This is a genomic window from Brevundimonas sp. SL130 (assembly GCF_026625805.1).
Classification (GTDB): Bacteria; Pseudomonadota; Alphaproteobacteria; order Caulobacterales; family Caulobacteraceae; genus Brevundimonas.
The window spans coordinates 806396-824885 of sequence record NZ_CP113064.1 but is presented as its reverse complement, the minus strand read 5'-3'; the positions used below and the strand labels follow the sequence as shown (position 1 = coordinate 824885).

The following is an 18490-nucleotide window of genomic DNA, read 5'->3' as shown; positions in this document are numbered from 1 at the left end:
GGCTCATTCCTTTTCGGGAGCAACAGGGGGACAATAGATTTCGGCCAGGACGGCGATCACCTTCAGGACGGCCGGATCGGCGACGCGATAGAAGACGGTCGTGCCGTCGCGCCGCGTGGACACCAGGGCCTCGTCGCGCAGCTTGGCCAGATGCTGGGACAGGGCCGACTGCGACAGGCCGACCAACGGCAGCAGCTGGCCGACCGACAGTTCGCCCTCGCCCAACTGACACAGGATCATCAGCCGTTTCTCGTTGGAGAGGGCGCGCAGCATCGCCGCCGCCTCGCCTGCGCTGGCCTGGAAACGCTCAAGTCCGATGGTGTGAAGGTCGATCATGAGCCGCAATATATGAGCACTTGCTAAATTAGCAATAGCTAATATGTTGAGGCGCGAAAGGAGCCTTCCCCATGGCCCAACACCCCGAAGTTCGCGGCTTCTTCGACCCCGCGACCCATACTGTGACCTATCTGGTCAGCGACCCCGCCACCGGCATGGCGGCGATCATCGACCCGGTCCTGGATTTCGACGCCGCCTCGGCCCGCACCTCGACCCGATCCATCGACGCCGTCATGGCGGCGCTGAGTTCGGCGGGCCTGACCCTGGCCCTGACGCTCGAGACCCACGCCCATGCGGACCATCTGACGGCCGCCGCCCATCTTCGGCGCGCGACGGGCGTCTCCATCGGCATCGGCGCCCATATCACCGAGGTCCAGTCGACCTTCGCCCCCCTGTTCGGCGCCGACGACGTGCGCAGCGACGGCCGGGTGTTCGATCACCTGTATGGCGACGGCGACGTCTTCGCTCTGGGCGACCTGTCGGTCCAGGTGATCCACACGCCCGGCCACACCCCCGCCTGTATCAGCTACCGGATCGGCGACGCGGTCTTCACCGGCGACACCCTGTTCATGCCGGACTACGGCACGGCCCGCACGGACTTCCCCGGCGGCGACGCCCGCACCCTGTATCGGTCGATCCAGCGCCTGCTCGCCCTACCCGACGACACCCGCGTCTTCGTCGGCCACGACTATCTGCCGCAGGGCCGCACCGACTACCGCTTCGAAACCACCGTCGCCCAACAGCGCGCTGAAAACATCCACATAGGCGGCGGGATCTCGGAGGAGGCGTTCGTGGCCATGCGCGAAACCCGCGACGCCACCCTGGGCGCGCCCCAGCTGATCCTGCCCTCGCTCCAGGTCAACATCCGCGCCGGCGACCTCCCGCCGCCGGACGCCGGGGGCCAACGCTATCTGCGCCTGCCGCTGAACGTGATCTGAGGCCTAGGCCGACCGCTGCTTCAGCGGCGCCGTGCCGTCCGCCAGGCTCTCGGCCAGATAGACCTCGGCCTCCTGGGCGGGCAGAGCCGGCGCATAGCCGAAGCCCTGGCCGTAGTGGCACTGGGCCTCCAGCAGCAGGGCGGCCAGTTCGGCGTTCTCCACCCCTTCGGCCACGACCTCCAGCGACAGGTCGCGGCCCAGGTTGACAACCGACTTGACGATCTTGGCCGAACCCTCGTCCTTGTTCATCGTCAGCACGAAATAGCGGTCGATCTTCAGCGTATCGAACGGCAGGCGCGCCAGATACGACAGGGACGAGAAGCCGGTGCCGAAATCGTCCAGCGCCAGCGACGCCCCGACATCCTTCAGCGACTGCAGCACCTCGGCGGCGTGCGCGGTGTCGCGCATGATGTCGCCCTCGGTCACTTCCAGCTTCAGCGCCCCCTTGGGCAGGCCGCTTTCCTTGATGATCCGCGCCACATCCTCGCACAGGTGCGGGCGTTCGATCTCGCCGACCGACAGGTTGACGCTGCAGAACATCTTGCCGGCCTGGGGATGGCGCTGGATCCATTCGGCCAGCTGCCGCGCCGACTGGGTCATCATCAGCAGGCCCAGGTCGTTCATCATGCCCAGATCGGCGGTCAGGCCCAGGAACTCGTCCGGCGGCACCAGGCCGCGACGCGGGTGGCGCCAGCGCGCCAGGGCCTCGAACCCCGCCACGGCGCCGGTCTTCAGATTGACGATCGGCTGGAAGAAGGGGGTGATCTCGCCGCGCACGAAGGCGTTCCTCAGATCCGCCTCCAGCGCCAGGCGGCTCAGGCTGTCGCTCTCCAGCGCCCGGCCATAGGCGGCCGACCCGCCGCGCCCGGCGCCCTTGGCCGATTCCACCGCCAGTTCGACCCGCCGCAGCAGTTCGGAGGCGTCCGGCGCGTCCGGCCCGCCCTCGACCACCACGGCCCCGATGGACACCGTCGGATAGATGTCGAAGCCCGCGACCCGCAGCGGCTGCTCCAGCGCCTCGCGCAGGCGATAGCTGGCGTGGGACGCGGTCTTGGGCACAATGACGGCGAACTCGTCCTCGCCGATCCGCGCCGGCGAGGTCTCCTTGGCGAAGGCCGCAGCCAGGCGCGAGCCCAGGGCCGACAGCACCAGGTCGGTCCGCTCGTGGCCCAGGGCTTCGTTCAGGCGGCGCAGACGATCGACGTCGCCGACCACGATCTCGTATTCGCCCGGCTGGGTCAGCGCCTCGCCGACCCGCGCGATAAAGGCGCGGCGATCCAGCAGACCGGTCAGCACGTCCCGGTCCGAGCCGGCGAACTTGGTCTCCAGCGCCACCACCCCGGCGGAGCGCAGCCCGTCCTCCAGCCAGACCCCCCGCCACAGGCAGGTCTCGGATCCGCGCATGCGCAGACGCACGGCGATCTCGGTCCCCTCCTCCTGCGGCTTCAGCATTTTTTCGGCCAGCGACCGGTCCTGCGGCATGGACGAGGCGACGAAGCCGGCGCCCGAACATTCCGGCGCCAAGGGCCCCAGGCCCAAAGCGCGGGTCGCCCCGGTGAAGCGCAGTTGATCCAGGGCGGGCGTCCACACCCACAGGGCCGTGTCGGCGGCCGCCAGCGCCTCAATGGCGCTCGTGGCGTCCCAGGCCAGGGATCGGGGTCGCGCGTTCAAAGCTGTCGCCCTCTCATGACGGCGTCCGACCGCCGCGATCAATCTCGTCCTCGACGAGGCCGAACAGCAGATGATCTGCCCACTCGCCGTTAATTTTCAAATAAGCTCGGGCCAAACCCTCGTTTCGAAAGCCGGATTTCTCCAGCACCCGCCGCGAGGCCTGGTTGGTCGGCAGACAGGCCGCCTCCAGCCGGTGCAGCTTCAACCGCTCGAAGGCGTAGGCGACCACCGCACGCATCGCCGCCGTCGCATGGCCGCGCCCGGCGTAGGGCTGGCCGATCCAGTAACCCAGGGTGCCCGTCTCGGCCACGCCGCGCCGCACGTTCGACAGGGTGACGGCGCCGACCAGCGTCTTGCCGCCGTCGACGAAGACGAAGAAGGGCCAGGCGTTGCCCAGCTCCATCTCCCGCCCATAGATCGACAGCCGACGCCGGAACGCCGCCTTGCTGAGGTCGTCGTCGGGCCAGGCCGGCTCCCACGGCTGAAGATAGTCGCGCGACCCGTCGCGCAGGGCGGACCAGGCCGAATAGTCGGACGCCCGCGGCGGCCTCAACAGCACGCCGTCGCCCCGGACCACCGGTCCGGCTACATCGCTCATCCAGTCCAGGAGGGCCATCGACCCGCAATCTAGCGCGCCATCGGCCGCTTGGCGACAGACGCACGGGAATCTGATCGGCGACGGCGTATTGTTTCCGGCGACGCCGGCCAAAGCCGGCCTGCCTGGTCAGGCGGCCTCGGTCTCGACCGGCATCTTGCAGATGCGGTTCAGGTCCGCGCGGATCGCGCTGCCCTGAAAGTGCGACAGCTCCGCGCTGGAATAGCCCCCGGCGGACAGGGCCTTGACGACATCGCCGGTGTTCAGACAATCGGGCGAGCGAGCGAGCTGGTAGGCGCGCTCCACAACGTGGATGCGGTTCATGGATATTGCCTTTCCGTATCCTCCAACAACGCGCGCCAAGCTGGACCGTTCCATACCCGGAAATATCCTTCTCTGCGGCCGCGCTTGCATTTGTCTCAAAGACCTGAATACATAGAGCTCGTCGATCTCTCTGCGTAACGCCCACTCTCTCTGCGAACGCACGAGTCCAGGCCGCTCCCATTCAGACCCGACAGGCCGAACGGACGTTCCCTCGGTCAACTGCTAACGGAGGTCTCAAAATGGCTACCGGCACTGTTAAATGGTTCAACCCCACCAAGGGTTACGGCTTCATCCAACCCGACGACGGCGGCAAGGACGTCTTCGTCCACATCTCGGCCGTTGAAGGCGCTGGCCTGCGCGGCCTGGATGAAAACCAAAAGGTTTCCTACGAGCTGGAACGCGACAAGCGTTCGGGCAAGGAATCCGCTGGCCAGCTGCAAACCATCGGCTGATTTCAGCTTCACAGCTGATTTGGCGACGGCGGCTCCGAAAGGAGCCGCCGTTTTCAATTGGGGTTCGGTTGGATGCCTAAAGAAGACGTTTCGAACTTCGGCTAGGGGTGGATATCGTTGAAAAAGTCGCCGGACTGATCAGCTCGCAGAGCGGCGTTTTCTCCACTTTCGTCATCCTCCGGCGAGCGTAGCGAGACCGGGGGACCCAGCGGCGCGCGGGAGCGCGAACCTGTCGCGGACTATCCCTTTCAGCATCCTGCGGCGGACGCATCGCCTTCGGCGCCGCTGGGTCCCCCGGTCCGCGCCGCCAAGAGGCGGCTTGCCGGAGGATGACGAAAGGGGAAAGAGAGCGCCAAGGTCCGCAACGGGTCGATTTCGATCATGGGCTTTGCCGCCGAAAGCAGACATCGGCGCCCACCTCACAAAGTGGTCCCGGTAGACGTCAACTACGGGTGGAAACCAAACCTTCCATAGCCGAAGGTGCCTTATGGAACCGCACGAACGAAAGCTTGCGCTTGATGCCCTCTCCGCGACCATGGTCGAGTTCCACGCGGATCAGCCCATGTTCACCCCCGATGAACTGGCCGCTCTGAGTGACCGCGATACGAAATACGTGCTTGCGGACCTCCAAGAGGCCGTACGCGGTATGAACGAGGTTGAACTTTGTTACCTCTCGTCGGCACTCGAGGGACGTGGACTAAGCCTTACGAAGCTGGTGTTGGAAAATGTGTCAATCACAGGCTCCATTACTCGGAAAAAGGTCTGGTCAGAGGCAGACCTGATTTTGCTCAGCGCGTCTCGGGAAGTTCTCCCGTCGGACGTGAGGGAGAGGCTTTCGCTCGCGTTGGGAGAATAGGTAGAGGTCCGCAATGGGTCGATAGGAGAAACGGCTTCCGCTCCGTCAATCAGACTAAGTCAACCGCCTCACGCCTTCGTCTTCTCGATCCACCCCGCGAACGCATCCGTGAACCCCTTCAGAAAGTCCCGCGTCCCGTCGTTCTTCAGCTTGCCGTGCTCGTCCAGCAGGTCGGCGACCCCGCCCAGATAAGGCTTCGGGCTGGGCCGTGCTCTTCAGCGTCGATCTCTACCGTGACGGACTGCCGCGACTTCACGGGATGGAAGGAGAATGGTCCCGTCCCAAGATTCTCAGGCGGCTTGTGAAATTCGAGTGTAGCTAGATAGCCGAGGGCGGAGACATATATTTGCGCACGGCAAGAGAACCCGGACGCGTCGTTCTTTAAGCGGCATGCGTAGATGCAGGTATCTTTAGACACATTGAACTTCAGTCGAGCCTTCGACCGCCTCACAGCGATGATCGCGACCCGATCATTGTTTGATCTTTGAAGTCCCCGAGACAGTCGGAGATGTTCAGTGAAAGCCGCCCGATCCTCTGGCCCTAGCGAATCTCCGCATGCGTTTAAGACCGCTTGCTCGTAGGCCCTCGGCTTCGTGAGGTAGCCGAGCTTGCTCGCAATCTTTTCAAACATGCAAACCGCCTTCCTATGCCCGACCGGTATGGCGAGCATGAACTTGAACGATCATTAAAGCGCGCCAAACCGAACAGCATGAGGGTTCGCAACGGGTCGAAAAGAGAAACGGCTTCCGCTCCGTCAATCAGACTAAGTCAACCGCCTCACCCCCTCGTCTTCTCGATCCACCCCGCGAACGCATCCGTGAACCCCTTCAGGAAGTCCCGCGTCCCCTCGTTCTTCAGCTTGCCGTGCTCGTCCAGCAGGTCGGCGACGCCGCCCAGATAGGCTTCGGGCTGGGTCATGGTCGGCATGTTCAGGAAGACCAGGGGCTGGCGCAGGTGGTGGTTGGCGCCGAAGGCGGCCAGGGCGCCGGGCGAGACGCTGACGATGGCGGCCGGCTTGCCCGACCAGATGCTGTGGCCATAGGGGCGCGAACCGACGTCCAGGGCGTTCTTCAGCGCCCCGGGGATCGAGCGATTGTATTCCGGCGTCACGAACAGCACGGCCTGAACCCCCGCCATCTCCGCCCGGAACCGAGCCCAGGCGGCGGGCGGCGCGTCCGTGTCCAGGTCGGGATTATACAGCGGCAGATCGCCGATCTCGACCAACTCCACCTCCAGCCCTGGCGCGGCCAGAGCCTTCATCTCCAGGCCGATGGCGCGGGAATAGGAGCCTTCTCTCAGGCTGCCGACGATCAGGGCGACGCGGACGGACATGGGGGGCGCTCCGGGGTGAGAGGGTTCAAGCGCCAGCATAACAGATCACGACGCCGGATGTTCCCTTCCCCCCCTCCCAACCCGCGCTAACCCCGCGCCTTCAACGCCGCGAACGCCGTCTTCGCGAACACCGACAGCGGCTGGGGCAGGTCGTCCAGCGCGAACCAGCCGATCTCGGACAGCTTGTCCGGCTCGGTCAGCCACGGCTCGCCGGTGAAGTCGCGCGCCAGATAGATCAGCGACACCCAGTGCTGGCGGTCCGCCGCAATGATCTCCTCCGACAGGCACAGGAATTCGACCGCGCCGATCGTCAGCCCGCTCTCCTCCTCCGCCTCGCGACGCGCGGCCTCGGCGGAGATTTCCATGTGATCGACCTTGCCGCCGACAATGTTCCAATGCCCCGCCTCGGGCGGTTTCAGCCGCTTGCACAGCAGCACCCGCCCATCGGCCCGCTGGATCACCAGTCCGCAGCCGACGCCGGGAAAATCGACGCCGGGTCGCCCCATCAGGCCTTCGGCCCCGTCGGCGCATCGACCGACGGATAGAAGGTGTAGCTCAGGGTGATCTCGCGCGCGCCCTTGGCCTCGCGATCGGTGGCCAGTTCGGGGGCGATGAAATACTGGACCGGGAACTGACGCGTCTCGCCCGCCGCCAGGGTCTGATCCTGGAAGCAGAAACACTGCAGCTTCTGGAAATAGGGGCCGGTGTATTCCGGCACGACATTGTATCCGGCCCGCACCTGGATCGGCTGGTCCGAGGTGTTGGTGACGTCGAAATAGGCCAGGCCCGTCGCCCCGACCCGCACCCTCTGGGTCGTCTGTTCGGCGCGGAAGCTCATGGGCAGGCCGCCCCGCACATTGGTGTCGAACCGCACCAGCACCGTCTGGTCCAGCACCCTGTCCGGCGCCTTGTCCGCCCGGCGCACCGTGCCGTCAAAGCCGGTGACCTGGCAGAACATCCGATAAAGCGGCACCGCCGCAAAGGCCGCGCCGGTCATCCCCATCACGCCCAGGACGCAGACGAAGGCGATCAGGTTCTTGCGGCCGGGATTGTTCATCGCGGCGCCGCCCCCGCTGGCGTCGAACCTTGCAACAGGGCGCGCTCGGCCGCCTGGTTCTGTTGCAGGCGCAGGACCGTGGTGGTGAAGACCAGGACGATGAAGGCCACCAGGGCCGCCGCGATCCAGACGTTGCGCCGTTTGCGGGCGCGCAGTTCCTCAGGGCTCAGACGCATGGCTCAGGCTCCCAGGCCGGCCACAGCCTCGACCAGGAAGGCCGAGAACAGGGCGACCAGATACAGGATCGAAAACGCGAACAGGTCACGCGCCGGTTTGGCCTGGGCCTTCACATCATACAATGCGGCCTCGCGTCCCACCGTGTCGGCCTTGTCCGGCTCGTCGCCCGCACGGGACCGGAACAGCCGCCAGGCCAAACCGAGGAAAGCCAGCCCCCCGGCGACCGACACGGCGGCATAGATCAGCCCGCCCATGCCCACCAGGGCCGGCGCCACGGCCGAGGCCACAAAGATCAGCGAATAGATCAGGATCTGCAACCGCGTGGACTTGGCCCCCCGCGCCACCGGCATCATCGGGATCCCCGCCTTGGCGTAGTCGCCGGCCGAATACAGGGCCAGGGCCCAGGAATGCGGCGGGGTCCACAGGAAGATGATCAGGAACAGCAGCCAGGCCTGCCAGGGCGCGTCGCCGGTCGCCGCCGCCCAGCCGATCACCGGCGGAAAGGCGCCCGCCGCCCCGCCGATGACGATATTCTGCGGCGTCCGACGCTTCAGCAGCAGGGTGTAGAAGCCGGCGTAATAGACGATGGTCAGGGCCAGCAGACCGGCCGCGAACCAGTTGGTGTTCATGCCCAGCAGCATGACCGAGAACAGGCTCAGGATCACGCCATAGGCCATGGCGTCATTCTTTCGCACCCGCCCCGCCGCCACCGGCCGACCGCGCGTGCGCCGCATCAGGGCGTCGGTCTCGCCCTCCAGCGCCATGTTCAGCGCCCCGGCGGCGCCTGCGCCCACCGCGATGCACAGGATGGCGATGGCGGCGACCAGCGGGTTCATCGATCCCGGCGCCATGACCAGCCCCGTCGCGGCGGTGAAGACCACCACCGACATGACGCGCGGCTTCAGCAGCTGGAAAAAGTCTTCCGGCTGGGCGGTCGAGAGGACGGGGCGATCAAGGTCTGTCGGGGTCACTATGGTCATCTTCTACACCCTCAGCCGCGGGCTTGTCCCGAGACTCGAGGTCTCAGCGAAACGAAAAGGGCCTCGAACATGACGCCCGAGGCCCTCGTCGTATATTGAGGTCCGCCGTCGCCCTCGGGACAGGCCCGAGGCCGACGGACGGGCGTTAGTGCGCGTCGTCCTTGACCACCGGCAGTTCGTTGAACTGGTGCGTCGGCGGCGGCGAGGACAGGGTCCACTCCAGGGTCGTCGCGCCCTCGCCCCACGGATTGGCCACGCCCGGCCGGCGGCGAATGGCGGCCTCGGCCAGCATGACCAGGAAGACGACCACGCCGACGATGGTGATCACATAGCCCCAGGACGAGACCTGGTTCCACAGGGTGAAGGCGTCCGGATAGTCGATATAGCGACGCGGCATGCCTTGCAGACCCAGGAAATGCTGCGGGAAGAACACCAGGTTCACGCCCACGAACATGATCCAGAAATGGGTCGCGCCCAGGAACTCGTTGTACTTCACCCCGAACATCTTCTCGAACCAGTAGTAGAAGCCCGCGAAGATGGCGAAGACGGCGCCCAGCGACAGCACATAGTGGAAGTGGGCCACGACATAATAGGTGTCGTGCAGGCTGTAATCGATGCCGGCGTTCGACAGGACCACGCCCGTCACCCCGCCGACGGTGAACAGGAAGATGAAGCCGATGGCCCACAGCATGGGGGTCTTGAAGCTGATGGACCCGCCCCACATGGTGGCGATCCAGCTGAAGATCTTCACCCCGGTCGGCACGGCGATGATCATGGTCGCGGCGATGAAATAGGCCCGCAGATTGATGCTCATCCCGACCGTGTACATGTGGTGCGCCCACACGATGAAGCCGACGAAGCCGATGGCCACCATGGCATAGGCCATGGCCAGATAGCCGAACACCGGCTTCTTCGAGAAGGTCGAGACGATGTGGCTGATGATGCCGAAGCCCGGCAGGATCAGGATATAGACCTCCGGGTGGCCGAAGAACCAGAACAGGTGCTGGTACATGACCGGATCGCCGCCGCCGGCCGGATCGAAGAAGTGGGTGCCGAAGTTGCGGTCGGTCAGCAGCATGGTGATCGCCCCCGCCAGCACCGGCAGCGACAGCAGCAGCAGGAAGGCGGTGATCAGCACCGACCAGGCGAACAGCGGCATCCGGTGCAGGGTCATGCCCGGCGCCCGCATGTTCAGGATCGTGGTGATGAAGTTGATCGCCCCCAGGATCGAGCTGGCGCCCGCCACGTGCAGGGCGAAGATGGCCAGGTCGAAGGCGGGACCGACGTGGCCCGTGGTCGACAGCGGCGGATAGGCCGTCCAGCCCCCGCCGAAGCCCTTGCCCGGCCCGCCGTCGGTGAACATCGACAGCACCAGCAGCACCCAGGCCGCGACCAGCAGCCAGAAGGAGATGTTGTTCATGCGCGGGAAGGCCATGTCCGGCGCCCCGATCATGATCGGCACGAACCAGTTGCCGAAGCCGCCGATCATGGCGGGCATGACCATGAAGAAGATCATGATCAGGGCGTGGGCCGTGACGGTGGCGTTATAGCCGTGCTTGGACTGCTCCACGAGACCCAGCAGCTGGACCCCCGAACCTTCGCGGAAGATCTGGATGCCCGGCTCGGCCAGTTCCCAGCGGATCAGGCCCGACAGGGCGCCCCCGACCACGCCCGCCATGATGGCGAACATCAGATACAGGGTGCCGATGTCCTTGTGGTTGGTCGACAGGAACCAGCGGGTGAAGAAGCCCGGCTTGTGGTCGTCGTGGTGATGGGCCTCGGGCGCGTGCAGCGTGTCGCGGGTCGAGATGATTGCGTCAGCCATGGAACTGCTCGCCTCTTACTGGGCGGCCGGCGCGGCGGGGGCCGCGGCGGGAGCGGGTTGAGCGGTCGGCGTCGTCGCCGTCTGGGCGGTGGGGGCGGCGACCTCGACCTGGGCGGTGGTTGCGCCGGGCGCGGCCTCGGCCGTCTTCGGCGTCATCGACCCGCCCTTGGAAGCGATCCAGCGTTCGAACTCGGCCTGGGTCACGACATTGATCTGGATCGGCATGAAGGCGTGGTCGACGCCGCACAGTTCCGAGCACTGGCCGTAGAAGACGCCGGTGCGTTCGGCCTTGAACCAGGTCTTATTGACCCGGCCGGGCACGGCGTCGGTCTTCAGCCCGAAGGCCGGCAGGGCCACGGCGTGGATGACGTCGGATGCGGTGATCAGCAGCTGCACCGTCTTGCCGACCGGCACCACCATCGGCTCGTCCGCCGCCAGACGATAGACGGCGTGGGACAGGCCGCGCTCGCCCAGCTCGTCCTCGGGCACCATGTTGGAGATATATTCGGCCACGCCCTGGTCGGGATATTCATAGGCCCAGTTCCACTGGTTGCCCGTGACCTTCACCGTCAGATCCGGCTCGGGCATGTCGTGATAGGCGAACAGCAGCCGGAACGAGAACAGGGAGATGAAGACCAGGATCACCACCGGCAGCACGGTCCAGATCACCTCGACCGTCGTGTTGTGGCTCCAACGCGCGGGCGTCGGATTGGACTTCTTGTTGTAGCGGAACACGATCCAGGCCAGCAGGGCCAGAACCAGCAACGTAATCCCGGTAATCACCGGCATCAGCACGATATTGTGGAACCAGATGGCGTCATGCTTCAGCGGCGCGGCGCCCGGCTGCAAGTCGATGCCGCCCGGCGTGGGCTGACCCAACAGATCCTGCGCCCAGGTCGGCGCGGCCGAGAACAGCGCGATCCCGACGGCCGTAGCCCCCGCCTTCGCCCCTGCCTTCGCTCTTCCCAGGGCTCGTGTCCCCATTCCCATACGAAGTCCCTATATTGTCTTTTACAGCAGAGACTTGCGAGTGGATCGCAAGTCTTTACATGGGCATGTTGATCCACCCGGCACTTCTGTGAGTCCCTATCGGATCGCCCCTCGCTTGCCAAGCGATCCGCGCCGCCTCCGCCGCAAACTCGCCCCAAACTGACCCTCCTCGCCGAACTCCGTTGGATTAAACCTTCGTCATGTTTAAACAGGTACCTTGCGTCACAAGGTACCTTGTCGTACTCAATCTCCATCAAAGGAGACATCGAGGTGACCGAAACCATCGAGATACAGCTGAAGAAGGGGGTTCTGGGACTTTGCGTCCTGGCGCTTCTGAACCGGGCCGACAGCTACGCCTACGAGATCGCCAGCCGCCTGTCGGACGCGATCGATATGGGCGAAGGCACCATCTACCCCCTGATGCGGCGGATGCAGTCGGACGGACAGGTCGAGACCTATCTGGTCGAATCCTCGTCCGGCCCGTCCCGCAAATATTATCGCCTGACCGACGCCGGACGGACGGCCCTCGCCGCCCAGACCGTCGAATGGTCGGCCTTCACCCAAGCCGTCGACGCCGTCCTGGCCAGCGACGCAACCACAGTCCAGACGCCGGCGCCCCAGGCGGCCGACGTTCAACCGGAGGGAACGGAACAATGACGCGTGCGGAATTCATCGCCCGTCTCAGAAGCGGCCTGGTCGGATTGCCGACCGCCACGGCGGCCGACATCGTCGCCGACTATGAGACCCATTTCGCCGACGGCCTGGCCGCCGGCCGCACCGAGGCCGAGGTGGCCGCCGCCCTGGGCGATCCGGGCCGGCTGGCCCGCGAGCTGAAGGCCGAGGCCGGGATCCAGCGCTGGCGCCAGGAGAAGAACCCCTCCGCCGCCGCCGCCGCCGTCTTCGCCGTCCTGGGCCTGGGGGCCATCGACATCCTGATCCTCCTGCCCATTCTGATGGGCGTGGTCGGGACCCTGTTCGGCTTCTTCATCGCCGCCATCGCCCTGTTCATCTCGGGCGGCGGCATCATGGTGGCCGGGCCCTTCGCGGGCTTCCCCGGCGGTCCGTTCGCTGCGATCCTGATGGGGCTGGGCCTGATGGCCGGCGCCGTCTTCATCGGCGCCCTGCTGAGCATCGTCACGGTCTGGCTGATCAACGGGATCGTCTGGTACGCCCGCCTGCACTACCGCCTGTTGAAGCCGGCGCTTGAGCCCCAAGCCGAAACCCAATCCAACGTCTCGAGCACGGGAGGCTCGCTATGATCCGCACACTGTTCATCATCGCCGGCGCCGCCCTGGTGCTCTGCATCGTCACCCTGGGCGGGGCCATCGCCCTCGGCGGCCACGACCTGCAACGCCACGGCTGGGCCTGGACCATCAAGGACGACAACGGCGAAACCATCCGCTTCGAACGGGTCAAGGGCGGCGGGACCGACGATCTCGGCCCCTTCACCACCCGCACCCTGGCCTGGACCGGCGGCGAGACCCTCGACATCGAATCCAGCATCGACGTCGAATATGTCCAGGGCCCGGCCAATACCGTGGTCGTCACCGGGCCCAAGGGCCTGACCGACCGGGTCACCCTGACCGACGGCCGCCTGTCCCTGGGCGACGGCGACGAACGGGTCGTGTTCGGCTGGAACAGCGGAAACTTCTCCGCCCGGTCGGAACGCGACGAACTGCGCGTCGTCGTCACGGCGCCCAATGTCCGCCGCTTCGCCTCCAGCGGCTCCGGCGACCTGGCCATCACCGGCTATGATCAGCCCTCGATGACCCTGTCGATCTCCGGCTCGTCCGATGTCGTCGCCGCCGGCCGCACCGACGCCCTCGACATCGACATCGCCGGCTCGGGCGACGCCGATCTCCGGGCCCTGAACGCCAAGGACGCCACCGTCGACATCGCCGGCTCCGGCGACGCCGACATCGCCCCCACCGGCGACGTCCAGGTCAGCATCGCCGGCTCCGGCGACGTCTCCCTGGCCACCCGCCCGGCCAAACTGACCAGCGAAATCGCCGGTTCCGGCGACGTGTACCAGAACTGAAGACGCTCACCTCCCAGACCCTCTCCCGCTTGCGGGAGAGGGTTTTTCTCCTTCTCCCCTTGCGGGAGAAGGTGGCCCGTAGGGCCGGATGAGGGGTCGGTTCAGCGTCGGAGCAAGCTGAGCAGCGCCTTCGGTCGGAAAACCCCTCATCCGACCTCGCTCCGCTCGGCCACCTTCTCCCGCAAGGGGAGAAGGGAAAGCCGGACGCCGCACCGCGCACAATGACGCTGCCTCCACCCCAACGATTCCAACCCCTTACACAAATCTCACCCCCCGCTTCTCACCACCCCTCAAAACCCCCTCATAATACCCCCGGTCTCGTCGCTAGGAGGGCTCGTAAGGCCTGCGACCTTGCGGCGGCGGGAGCGTAGGGATCAGGGGCGGGGGTGGGATTCCCTCGCGCCGCATGACGGTGCATCGGTGGGCTCATCCCGCGCAGAAACGTCGGCGGAGGACACGGGGTTAGGAACCCGGTCGCACTCGGGACGGTCCTTCGCAGGGATCGCCGACCTGACGCAGGCCTTGGGGAAGAGGCATCACAACTGCCGCTTCAATATCCCCGGCCGGCAGAAACACCCTGCGCGCGGAGCGTCTGTCTTCGTCGAAACGGTAAAAACTAATCCATCCCGGGCGAGGCCCGGCGCTCCGTCCCGCCCTCCACACTTCGCAGCGAAAGCGCGAAGACGATCCCGCACGCCTTCACCCTGTCCCCCATTCCGGCTAAGCCATGCCCATGACCTCCGCCCCCCTTCCCGACGCCGGCGCCAACTGGGTGGATCGCCATGCGCCGGAGCGGCTGAAACCCTGGCTGAAGCTGGGCCGGTTCGACCGGCCCATCGGCGTCTGGCTGCTGCTCCTGCCCGGCTGGCAGGGCATCGTCCTGGCCCTGGCCCAGTATCGGCAGGCGCCCGGCCTCTATGATCTGTGGCTGTTCGTCGGCTTCGGCGTCGGGGCCTGTCTGATGCGCGCCGCCGGCTGCGCCTTCAACGACATCGTCGATCGCGACTTCGACGCCCAGGTCGCCCGCACCGCGCTCCGCCCCATCCCCGCCGGCCTGATCAGCGTCAAACAGGCCTGGGCCTTCGTCGTCGGTTGCAGCCTGATCAGCCTGCTGATCCTGCTGACCCTCGGTCCTGTCGCCATCGGTCTCGGCGTCGGCTCCCTCGCCCTGGTCGCCGCCTATCCCTTTATGAAGCGCATCACCTGGTGGCCCCAGGCCTGGCTGGGCATGACCTTCAACTGGGGCGCCCTGATGGGGTATTTCGCCGCTGTGACGGCGATCATCGCTATGATGGACCGGCAAGCCCTCGCTCTTTCGAGCATCCCCTGCTCCGACTGCGTCCTCGTTCGCCCCGCCCTCACGGCCATCCTTCTCTGGCTCGGCGGCGTCTTCTGGACCCTGGGCTACGACACCATCTACGCCCTTCAGGACATCGAGGACGACGCCATGGTCGGCGTCAAATCCTCCGCCCGCCGCCTGGCCTCGGCCGTCCGCCCCGGCGTCGCCGTCTTCTATGGTATCAGCCTGATCCTCGTCGCCCTGGCCGGCCTCGCCGCCGGCCTCGGCCCGCTGTTCTGGCTGGGCCTGGCCCTCTACGCCGCCCATCTGGCCCGCCAAGTCCTCCGCCTCGACCGCACCGACGGCGTCCTCGCCCTGAAACTGTTCAAGTCCAACCGCGAGGCCGGCTTCATCCTGCTGGCCGCCCTCGCCCTCGGATCCCTCGGCCTGTGAAGGAGCCCTCCATGACCTCCACCGTTCGCATCCTGCTGCTGTCCGCCGCAGTCACCGCCGCCCTTTCTGCGACCTTGGCCGCCTGCCAGCGTCGCGAGGACAAGGCCGAGGCGCCCTCGCCCGCCCCGACCGCCGCCGCCCCGGTCAATCCCGCCACGGCCGGCGCCCCGATGGGCTTCGAGTCCAAGACCCAGTACGCCAGCGTCAAACTGACCCTGCCGGACGCCATCAAGTCCAAGCCGGACCTGCACGCCCCCCTCTACGCCGCCGCCGTGCGCGATCTGCGTCAGTTCTCCGAAGGCGCCCAGGCCGACCTGTCCGAGGCCGGCGGCGGGTCCAACCCCTATGAGAAGACCATCGCCTTCGACCCCGGCGCCGAGACCGGCAAGCTGTTCAGCCTGTCCCGCACCGATTCCGAATACGCCGGCGGCGCCCACCCCAACACCAGTTTCTCGGCCGTGCTCTGGGACAAGGCGATGAAGAAACAGCTCGGCTTCGCCGATCTGTTCCGCCCCGGCGCCGACCTGTCCGGTCTGAACAAGGCCCTGTGCGACGCCGCCAACGCCGCCAAACAGGCCCGCTCTCCGGGTTCCGAAACGGCGAACCTGGACGGCAAGATGTGGGCCTGTCCCAAGGCCGTCTCCACCCCCTTCGTCCTGGCCCCCAGCACCACGCCGGGCAAGGCGGGCGGGGTGATCTTCCTGATCGGCGCCTATCAGATCGGCCCCTATTCGGACGGCCCCTACCGGATCGCCGTGCCCCAGTCGGTCTTCCGCGCCCTGCTCAACCCGGCCTACGCCGACGAGTTCGCCGGCGCGCTGGTCAAGGCCGGGGACGTGACGCCCAAAGGAGGCTGATCAATCCGCCAGGAACTGATCCACCAGCTCAGCAAACCGCTGCGGCTGGGCGAAGGCCGCAGTGACGCCGACCACGAACGACGGGGTGCAGACCGCCAGACCGAACAGAGCGGCGCGCAGGCGCGGGCGCGCCTTGAAGAAGGCGTCGAACATCGGATGTCTCCCTTGGATTTTAGGTTTGGTCCGCCGCCCTCAGGCGTGCGGGTTCTCGAAAATCTCCTCGACCGGTCGGTCGAAGGCCGCCGCGATGCGATAGGCCAGGTCCAGCGACGGATCGTGCCGCTCGGTCTCCAGGGCGATCACCGCCTGTCGCGACACGCCCAGCGCCTGGCCCAACTGCTCCTGGGTCCAGCCGCGCTCGACGCGCAGCAGTTTCAGCCGGTTCTTCATCGGCTGGTCCGGATGAAGGGCGCGGTCAGGCCGTACAGGCCCCAGAACAGGGGCACGATCAGCCAGGTCTCGATATGCGGGGCCCCGGCGAAGCTCTCGCCAAAGCCCCAGAAGGTCGCGATCGCCAGGGTCAGGCCGGCGGCGACGATAAACTGTTTCGCCGTTACGCCGCGCACGAACTCATCGCTTTCCCGCATCAAGGCCAGAACGGCCCAGATCTGGCCGATCACCGGCGCCGAAACCGCCGCCGCCAACAGCCAGGCCGCCGGCTTTCCCATCACCTCGTCAAAGGCGTCGGTCGTCATCATGGCCACGCAAATGGCCACATAGGGGATGGTGAACGCCATCATGCGAATGACGTATCGCCGGTGCGCCGGGGTGGTCGATTTTCCGAAAGACAGCATGTCCGCCTCCTTGTGTAAGGCGAACCTGACATCAGCCAAATGTCATGTCAACCTGACTTTTTGTAAGTCTAACATTACTGCGTCGCCGCGCTGTCGCCGCGACGTCAGCACCGCTACCCTGACGCCATGACCATCCCCGACCCCGCCGCCTTCATCCGCGCCAATACGCGGCTCCAGCCCGTGCCCCATGCGCCGGAGATCTCGCTCTGGCTGGCGGACGAGATCACGCCGATCTGGCGCATGACGGAGGAAGAACTGGGCGAACTGGGCTTGCCGCCGCCCTTCTGGGCCTTCGCCTGGGCCGGCGGTCAGGCGCTGAGCCGCTATCTGCTGGACAATCCGCACGAGGTGACGGGCAAGCGGGTGCTGGATTTCGCCGCCGGCTCGGGCTTGGTCGGCGTCGCCGCCATGCAGGCCGGCGCCGCCTCGGTTCTGTGCGCCGACATCGACCCCTTCTGTCAGGCCGCCGTCGCCGCCAACGCCCGGGCCAATGACGTGGCCTTGGACTTCACCGGTCAGAACCTGCTCGACAGGCCGCCGCCTGCGGTCGACGTCATCTGCGCCGGGGACATCTGCTATGAAAAACCGATGACGGAGGCGGTGCTGGCCTGGCTGGCTAAAGCCCGCACCGCCGGAACCCGCGTCCTGATCGGCGATCCGGGCCGCACCTATTTCCCCCGTTCCGGCCTGGACTTCCTGGCCGAATACAGGGTGCCCACCACGCGAGAATTGGAGGACCAGGAGATCAAGCGCGCCTCCGTTTGGGCTCTGCCCTAAGGACAATCGGCGGGGCGTCGCCGCCCCGCCGATCTCGCCCCTGGGTCTGACGTCAGGCCGCCGCCATCAGGCTGCCGGTGGCTTCCTCGGAGGCCCAGCTGCCATAGGATTCGACCTGTTTGGCCATCATGGACTCGAAGGCCGAGGTGAGTTCGGTCTTGCTGATCCCGCCGTCGCCGTCGGTGTCCACAGCCGCAAAGGTGTCGCTGATGGCTGAAGAGTCATCCTCACTCAGCGACGCCATCAACTCCTCCATGCTGATCGTGCCGTCCTCATTGGTGTCAGCGGCGTCGAAAACAGTCTCGGTCGTCTCCTCCGCCGAGGCCGGCGCCGCGCCCCCGCCGGGAGGCGGTCCCCCAGGCGGCGGCCCCATGGCCTGGAGCCCGGTCTCAAGCTCCTCGGCGCTCATCACGCCATCGCTATCAGTATCCAGCGAAGCGAAGGCGTCAGAAATTTCCGAGGTGTCGGAAACGCCGAGCGCGTCACCAATCTCAGTCAGGCTCAGCCCGCCGTCACCGTCGGAATCGAGGTCCGAGATCAGGCTGCTGATCAGATCCTGCCCCGTGGAGGCGGTCTCCTGGCTTTCGAGAAGTGCGGACATTGTGTCCGAACTAAGGCCACTTGAGGCCGAGCTTGCCTGGGGCGGGGCGGGCGGCGGTGGGGACGAGGATGTCCCCTGACTGGGGCTGAACAGCCCCTCGCTAGGCGAAGTTTGCCCAGTGGATTCGGCGCTCTGGGTCTGAAACAGGCCGCGTAGGG

At 66.3% G+C, this 18490-nt stretch carries 24 protein-coding genes; 9 read left to right on the top strand and 15 right to left on the bottom strand.

The features are described from left to right. Nucleotides 1-3: 3 nt before the first annotated feature. The gene (locus OU998_RS04115; RefSeq protein WP_267515575.1) at nucleotides 4-336 is read right to left on the bottom strand and encodes an ArsR/SmtB family transcription factor; all 333 of its coding nucleotides are present in this window, start codon (nucleotides 334-336) and stop codon (nucleotides 4-6) included. Nucleotides 337-407: 71 nt separating this feature from the next. Here OU998_RS04115 and OU998_RS04110 point away from each other — a divergent pair, with 71 nt between their 5' ends. Then, nucleotides 408-1274 carry an MBL fold metallo-hydrolase gene (locus OU998_RS04110; RefSeq protein ID WP_267515574.1) on the top strand — a complete coding sequence of 289 codons (867 nt, stop codon included), beginning with the start codon at nucleotides 408-410 and terminating at the stop codon, nucleotides 1272-1274. Nucleotides 1275-1277: 3 nt separating this feature from the next. Here OU998_RS04110 and OU998_RS04105 read toward each other — a convergent pair whose 3' ends face one another. The 3 genes from OU998_RS04105 to OU998_RS04095 form a co-directional block, all read right to left on the bottom strand. Further along, nucleotides 1278-2945, bottom strand: coding sequence for a putative bifunctional diguanylate cyclase/phosphodiesterase (locus OU998_RS04105; protein ID WP_267515573.1), 1668 nt, complete (start codon nucleotides 2943-2945; stop codon nucleotides 1278-1280). 13 nt (nucleotides 2946-2958) lie between these two features. Beyond that, the gene (locus OU998_RS04100; RefSeq protein WP_267515572.1) at nucleotides 2959-3561 is read right to left on the bottom strand and encodes a GNAT family N-acetyltransferase; all 603 of its coding nucleotides are present in this window, start codon (nucleotides 3559-3561) and stop codon (nucleotides 2959-2961) included. A gap of 108 nt (nucleotides 3562-3669) precedes the next feature. Then, a complete protein-coding gene (locus OU998_RS04095; RefSeq protein WP_267515571.1) occupies nucleotides 3670-3864 on the bottom strand; it encodes a hypothetical protein in 195 nt (64 codons plus the stop codon). 239 nt (nucleotides 3865-4103) lie between these two features. Here OU998_RS04095 and OU998_RS04090 point away from each other — a divergent pair, with 239 nt between their 5' ends. Then, nucleotides 4104-4316: a cold-shock protein gene (locus OU998_RS04090; protein WP_008260410.1), complete on the top strand. Its 213-nt coding sequence runs from the start codon at nucleotides 4104-4106 to the stop codon at nucleotides 4314-4316. A 487-nt stretch (nucleotides 4317-4803) separates the two neighbouring features. Beyond that, complete coding sequence (locus OU998_RS04085; RefSeq protein ID WP_267515570.1) at nucleotides 4804-5172, top strand: hypothetical protein; 369 nt, start codon at nucleotides 4804-4806, stop codon at nucleotides 5170-5172. A 777-nt stretch (nucleotides 5173-5949) separates the two neighbouring features. Here the strand turns inward: OU998_RS04085 and OU998_RS04080 are convergent. From OU998_RS04080 to coxB, 7 genes are all read right to left on the bottom strand, one after another. Then, nucleotides 5950-6504: an NADPH-dependent FMN reductase gene (locus OU998_RS04080; RefSeq protein WP_267515569.1), complete on the bottom strand. Its 555-nt coding sequence runs from the start codon at nucleotides 6502-6504 to the stop codon at nucleotides 5950-5952. A gap of 86 nt (nucleotides 6505-6590) precedes the next feature. After that, on the bottom strand, nucleotides 6591-7010 hold the full coding sequence (locus OU998_RS04075; RefSeq protein ID WP_267515568.1) for an NUDIX domain-containing protein: 420 nt from the start codon (nucleotides 7008-7010) through the stop codon (nucleotides 6591-6593). Beyond that, nucleotides 7010-7561, bottom strand: coding sequence for a cytochrome c oxidase assembly protein (locus OU998_RS04070; protein WP_267515567.1), 552 nt, complete (start codon nucleotides 7559-7561; stop codon nucleotides 7010-7012). The genes OU998_RS04075 and OU998_RS04070 overlap by 1 nt, the downstream gene beginning before the upstream one ends. Next, nucleotides 7558-7737, bottom strand: a complete 180-nt coding sequence (locus OU998_RS04065) for a hypothetical protein (RefSeq protein ID WP_267515566.1) — start codon at nucleotides 7735-7737, stop codon at nucleotides 7558-7560. The genes OU998_RS04070 and OU998_RS04065 overlap by 4 nt, the downstream gene beginning before the upstream one ends. A gap of 3 nt (nucleotides 7738-7740) precedes the next feature. Beyond that, nucleotides 7741-8718, bottom strand: coding sequence for a heme o synthase (gene cyoE / locus OU998_RS04060; protein ID WP_267515565.1), 978 nt, complete (start codon nucleotides 8716-8718; stop codon nucleotides 7741-7743). A 145-nt stretch (nucleotides 8719-8863) separates the two neighbouring features. Next, nucleotides 8864-10543 (bottom strand): cytochrome c oxidase subunit I, encoded by a 1680-nt coding sequence (gene ctaD / locus OU998_RS04055; RefSeq protein WP_267515564.1) that lies wholly within the window; start codon nucleotides 10541-10543, stop codon nucleotides 8864-8866. Nucleotides 10544-10558: 15 nt separating this feature from the next. Next, a complete protein-coding gene (coxB, locus tag OU998_RS04050) occupies nucleotides 10559-11527 on the bottom strand; it encodes a cytochrome c oxidase subunit II (RefSeq protein ID WP_267515563.1) in 969 nt (322 codons plus the stop codon). Between the two features lie 276 nt (nucleotides 11528-11803). Between coxB and OU998_RS04045 the strand changes: the two genes are divergently transcribed. The 5 genes from OU998_RS04045 (at nucleotide 11804) to OU998_RS04025 (ending at nucleotide 16160) form a co-directional block, all read left to right on the top strand. Then, nucleotides 11804-12190 (top strand): PadR family transcriptional regulator, encoded by a 387-nt coding sequence (locus OU998_RS04045; protein ID WP_267515562.1) that lies wholly within the window; start codon nucleotides 11804-11806, stop codon nucleotides 12188-12190. Then, nucleotides 12187-12792: a DUF1700 domain-containing protein gene (locus OU998_RS04040; protein WP_267515561.1), complete on the top strand. Its 606-nt coding sequence runs from the start codon at nucleotides 12187-12189 to the stop codon at nucleotides 12790-12792. Before OU998_RS04045 ends, OU998_RS04040 begins: the two co-directional genes overlap by 4 nt. Further along, nucleotides 12789-13571 carry a GIN domain-containing protein gene (locus tag OU998_RS04035; protein WP_267515560.1) on the top strand — a complete coding sequence of 261 codons (783 nt, stop codon included), beginning with the start codon at nucleotides 12789-12791 and terminating at the stop codon, nucleotides 13569-13571. Before OU998_RS04040 ends, OU998_RS04035 begins: the two co-directional genes overlap by 4 nt. 733 nt (nucleotides 13572-14304) lie before the next feature. Then, a complete protein-coding gene (locus tag OU998_RS04030) occupies nucleotides 14305-15303 on the top strand; it encodes a UbiA family prenyltransferase (protein WP_267515559.1) in 999 nt (332 codons plus the stop codon). Nucleotides 15304-15314: 11 nt separating this feature from the next. Further along, nucleotides 15315-16160, top strand: coding sequence for a DUF3298 and DUF4163 domain-containing protein (locus OU998_RS04025; protein WP_267515558.1), 846 nt, complete (start codon nucleotides 15315-15317; stop codon nucleotides 16158-16160). On the opposite strand, the gene OU998_RS04020 is transcribed toward OU998_RS04025, so the two are convergent. From OU998_RS04020 to OU998_RS04010, 3 genes are read right to left on the bottom strand one after another with little or no spacing between them, the layout of a single operon-like run. Further along, nucleotides 16161-16313, bottom strand: a complete 153-nt coding sequence (locus OU998_RS04020; RefSeq protein WP_267515557.1) for a hypothetical protein — start codon at nucleotides 16311-16313, stop codon at nucleotides 16161-16163. Nucleotides 16314-16352: 39 nt separating this feature from the next. Further along, nucleotides 16353-16550 carry a helix-turn-helix transcriptional regulator gene (locus OU998_RS04015; protein ID WP_008264044.1) on the bottom strand — a complete coding sequence of 66 codons (198 nt, stop codon included), beginning with the start codon at nucleotides 16548-16550 and terminating at the stop codon, nucleotides 16353-16355. After that, entirely contained in the window at nucleotides 16547-16954 is a 408-nt protein-coding gene (locus tag OU998_RS04010) for a hypothetical protein (protein ID WP_267515556.1), read from the bottom strand. Before OU998_RS04010 ends, OU998_RS04015 begins: the two co-directional genes overlap by 4 nt. A 126-nt stretch (nucleotides 16955-17080) precedes the next feature. On the opposite strand from OU998_RS04010, the gene OU998_RS04005 reads away from it, so the two are divergent. After that, entirely contained in the window at nucleotides 17081-17731 is a 651-nt protein-coding gene (locus tag OU998_RS04005; RefSeq protein ID WP_267515555.1) for a class I SAM-dependent methyltransferase, read from the top strand. Between the two features lie 52 nt (nucleotides 17732-17783). On the opposite strand, the gene OU998_RS04000 is transcribed toward OU998_RS04005, so the two are convergent. After that, nucleotides 17784-18332, bottom strand: coding sequence for an EF-hand domain-containing protein (locus OU998_RS04000; protein ID WP_267515554.1), 549 nt, complete (start codon nucleotides 18330-18332; stop codon nucleotides 17784-17786). Between the last annotated feature and the right edge of the window lie 158 nt (nucleotides 18333-18490).

What these genes read in the sequence shown, in the direction of transcription:
- OU998_RS04075 (WP_267515568.1), bottom strand. Translation starts at nt 7,010, where the DNA reads ATGGGGCGACCCGGCGTCGATTTTCCCGGCGTCGGCTGCGGACTGGTG.
- OU998_RS04020 (WP_267515557.1), bottom strand. Translation starts at nt 16,313, where the DNA reads ATGTTCGACGCCTTCTTCAAGGCGCGCCCGCGCCTGCGCGCCGCTCTG.
- OU998_RS04065 (WP_267515566.1), bottom strand. Translation starts at nt 7,737, where the DNA reads ATGCGTCTGAGCCCTGAGGAACTGCGCGCCCGCAAACGGCGCAACGTC.
- OU998_RS04000 (WP_267515554.1), bottom strand. Translation starts at nt 18,332, where the DNA reads ATGTCCGCACTTCTCGAAAGCCAGGAGACCGCCTCCACGGGGCAGGAT.
- OU998_RS04005 (WP_267515555.1), top strand. Translation starts at nt 17,081, where the DNA reads ATGACCATCCCCGACCCCGCCGCCTTCATCCGCGCCAATACGCGGCTC.
- cyoE (WP_267515565.1), bottom strand. Translation starts at nt 8,718, where the DNA reads ATGACCATAGTGACCCCGACAGACCTTGATCGCCCCGTCCTCTCGACC.
- OU998_RS04080 (WP_267515569.1), bottom strand. Translation starts at nt 6,504, where the DNA reads ATGTCCGTCCGCGTCGCCCTGATCGTCGGCAGCCTGAGAGAAGGCTCC.
- OU998_RS04095 (WP_267515571.1), bottom strand. Translation starts at nt 3,864, where the DNA reads ATGAACCGCATCCACGTTGTGGAGCGCGCCTACCAGCTCGCTCGCTCG.
- OU998_RS04110 (WP_267515574.1), top strand. Translation starts at nt 408, where the DNA reads ATGGCCCAACACCCCGAAGTTCGCGGCTTCTTCGACCCCGCGACCCAT.
- OU998_RS04090 (WP_008260410.1), top strand. Translation starts at nt 4,104, where the DNA reads ATGGCTACCGGCACTGTTAAATGGTTCAACCCCACCAAGGGTTACGGC.
- OU998_RS04070 (WP_267515567.1), bottom strand. Translation starts at nt 7,561, where the DNA reads ATGAACAATCCCGGCCGCAAGAACCTGATCGCCTTCGTCTGCGTCCTG.
- OU998_RS04035 (WP_267515560.1), top strand. Translation starts at nt 12,789, where the DNA reads ATGATCCGCACACTGTTCATCATCGCCGGCGCCGCCCTGGTGCTCTGC.
- OU998_RS04115 (WP_267515575.1), bottom strand. Translation starts at nt 336, where the DNA reads ATGATCGACCTTCACACCATCGGACTTGAGCGTTTCCAGGCCAGCGCA.
- OU998_RS04030 (WP_267515559.1), top strand. Translation starts at nt 14,305, where the DNA reads ATGACCTCCGCCCCCCTTCCCGACGCCGGCGCCAACTGGGTGGATCGC.
- coxB (WP_267515563.1), bottom strand. Translation starts at nt 11,527, where the DNA reads ATGGGGACACGAGCCCTGGGAAGAGCGAAGGCAGGGGCGAAGGCGGGG.
- OU998_RS04040 (WP_267515561.1), top strand. Translation starts at nt 12,187, where the DNA reads ATGACGCGTGCGGAATTCATCGCCCGTCTCAGAAGCGGCCTGGTCGGA.
- ctaD (WP_267515564.1), bottom strand. Translation starts at nt 10,543, where the DNA reads ATGGCTGACGCAATCATCTCGACCCGCGACACGCTGCACGCGCCCGAG.
- OU998_RS04025 (WP_267515558.1), top strand. Translation starts at nt 15,315, where the DNA reads ATGACCTCCACCGTTCGCATCCTGCTGCTGTCCGCCGCAGTCACCGCC.
- OU998_RS04010 (WP_267515556.1), bottom strand. Translation starts at nt 16,954, where the DNA reads ATGCTGTCTTTCGGAAAATCGACCACCCCGGCGCACCGGCGATACGTC.
- OU998_RS04085 (WP_267515570.1), top strand. Translation starts at nt 4,804, where the DNA reads ATGGAACCGCACGAACGAAAGCTTGCGCTTGATGCCCTCTCCGCGACC.
- OU998_RS04100 (WP_267515572.1), bottom strand. Translation starts at nt 3,561, where the DNA reads ATGGCCCTCCTGGACTGGATGAGCGATGTAGCCGGACCGGTGGTCCGG.
- OU998_RS04015 (WP_008264044.1), bottom strand. Translation starts at nt 16,550, where the DNA reads ATGAAGAACCGGCTGAAACTGCTGCGCGTCGAGCGCGGCTGGACCCAG.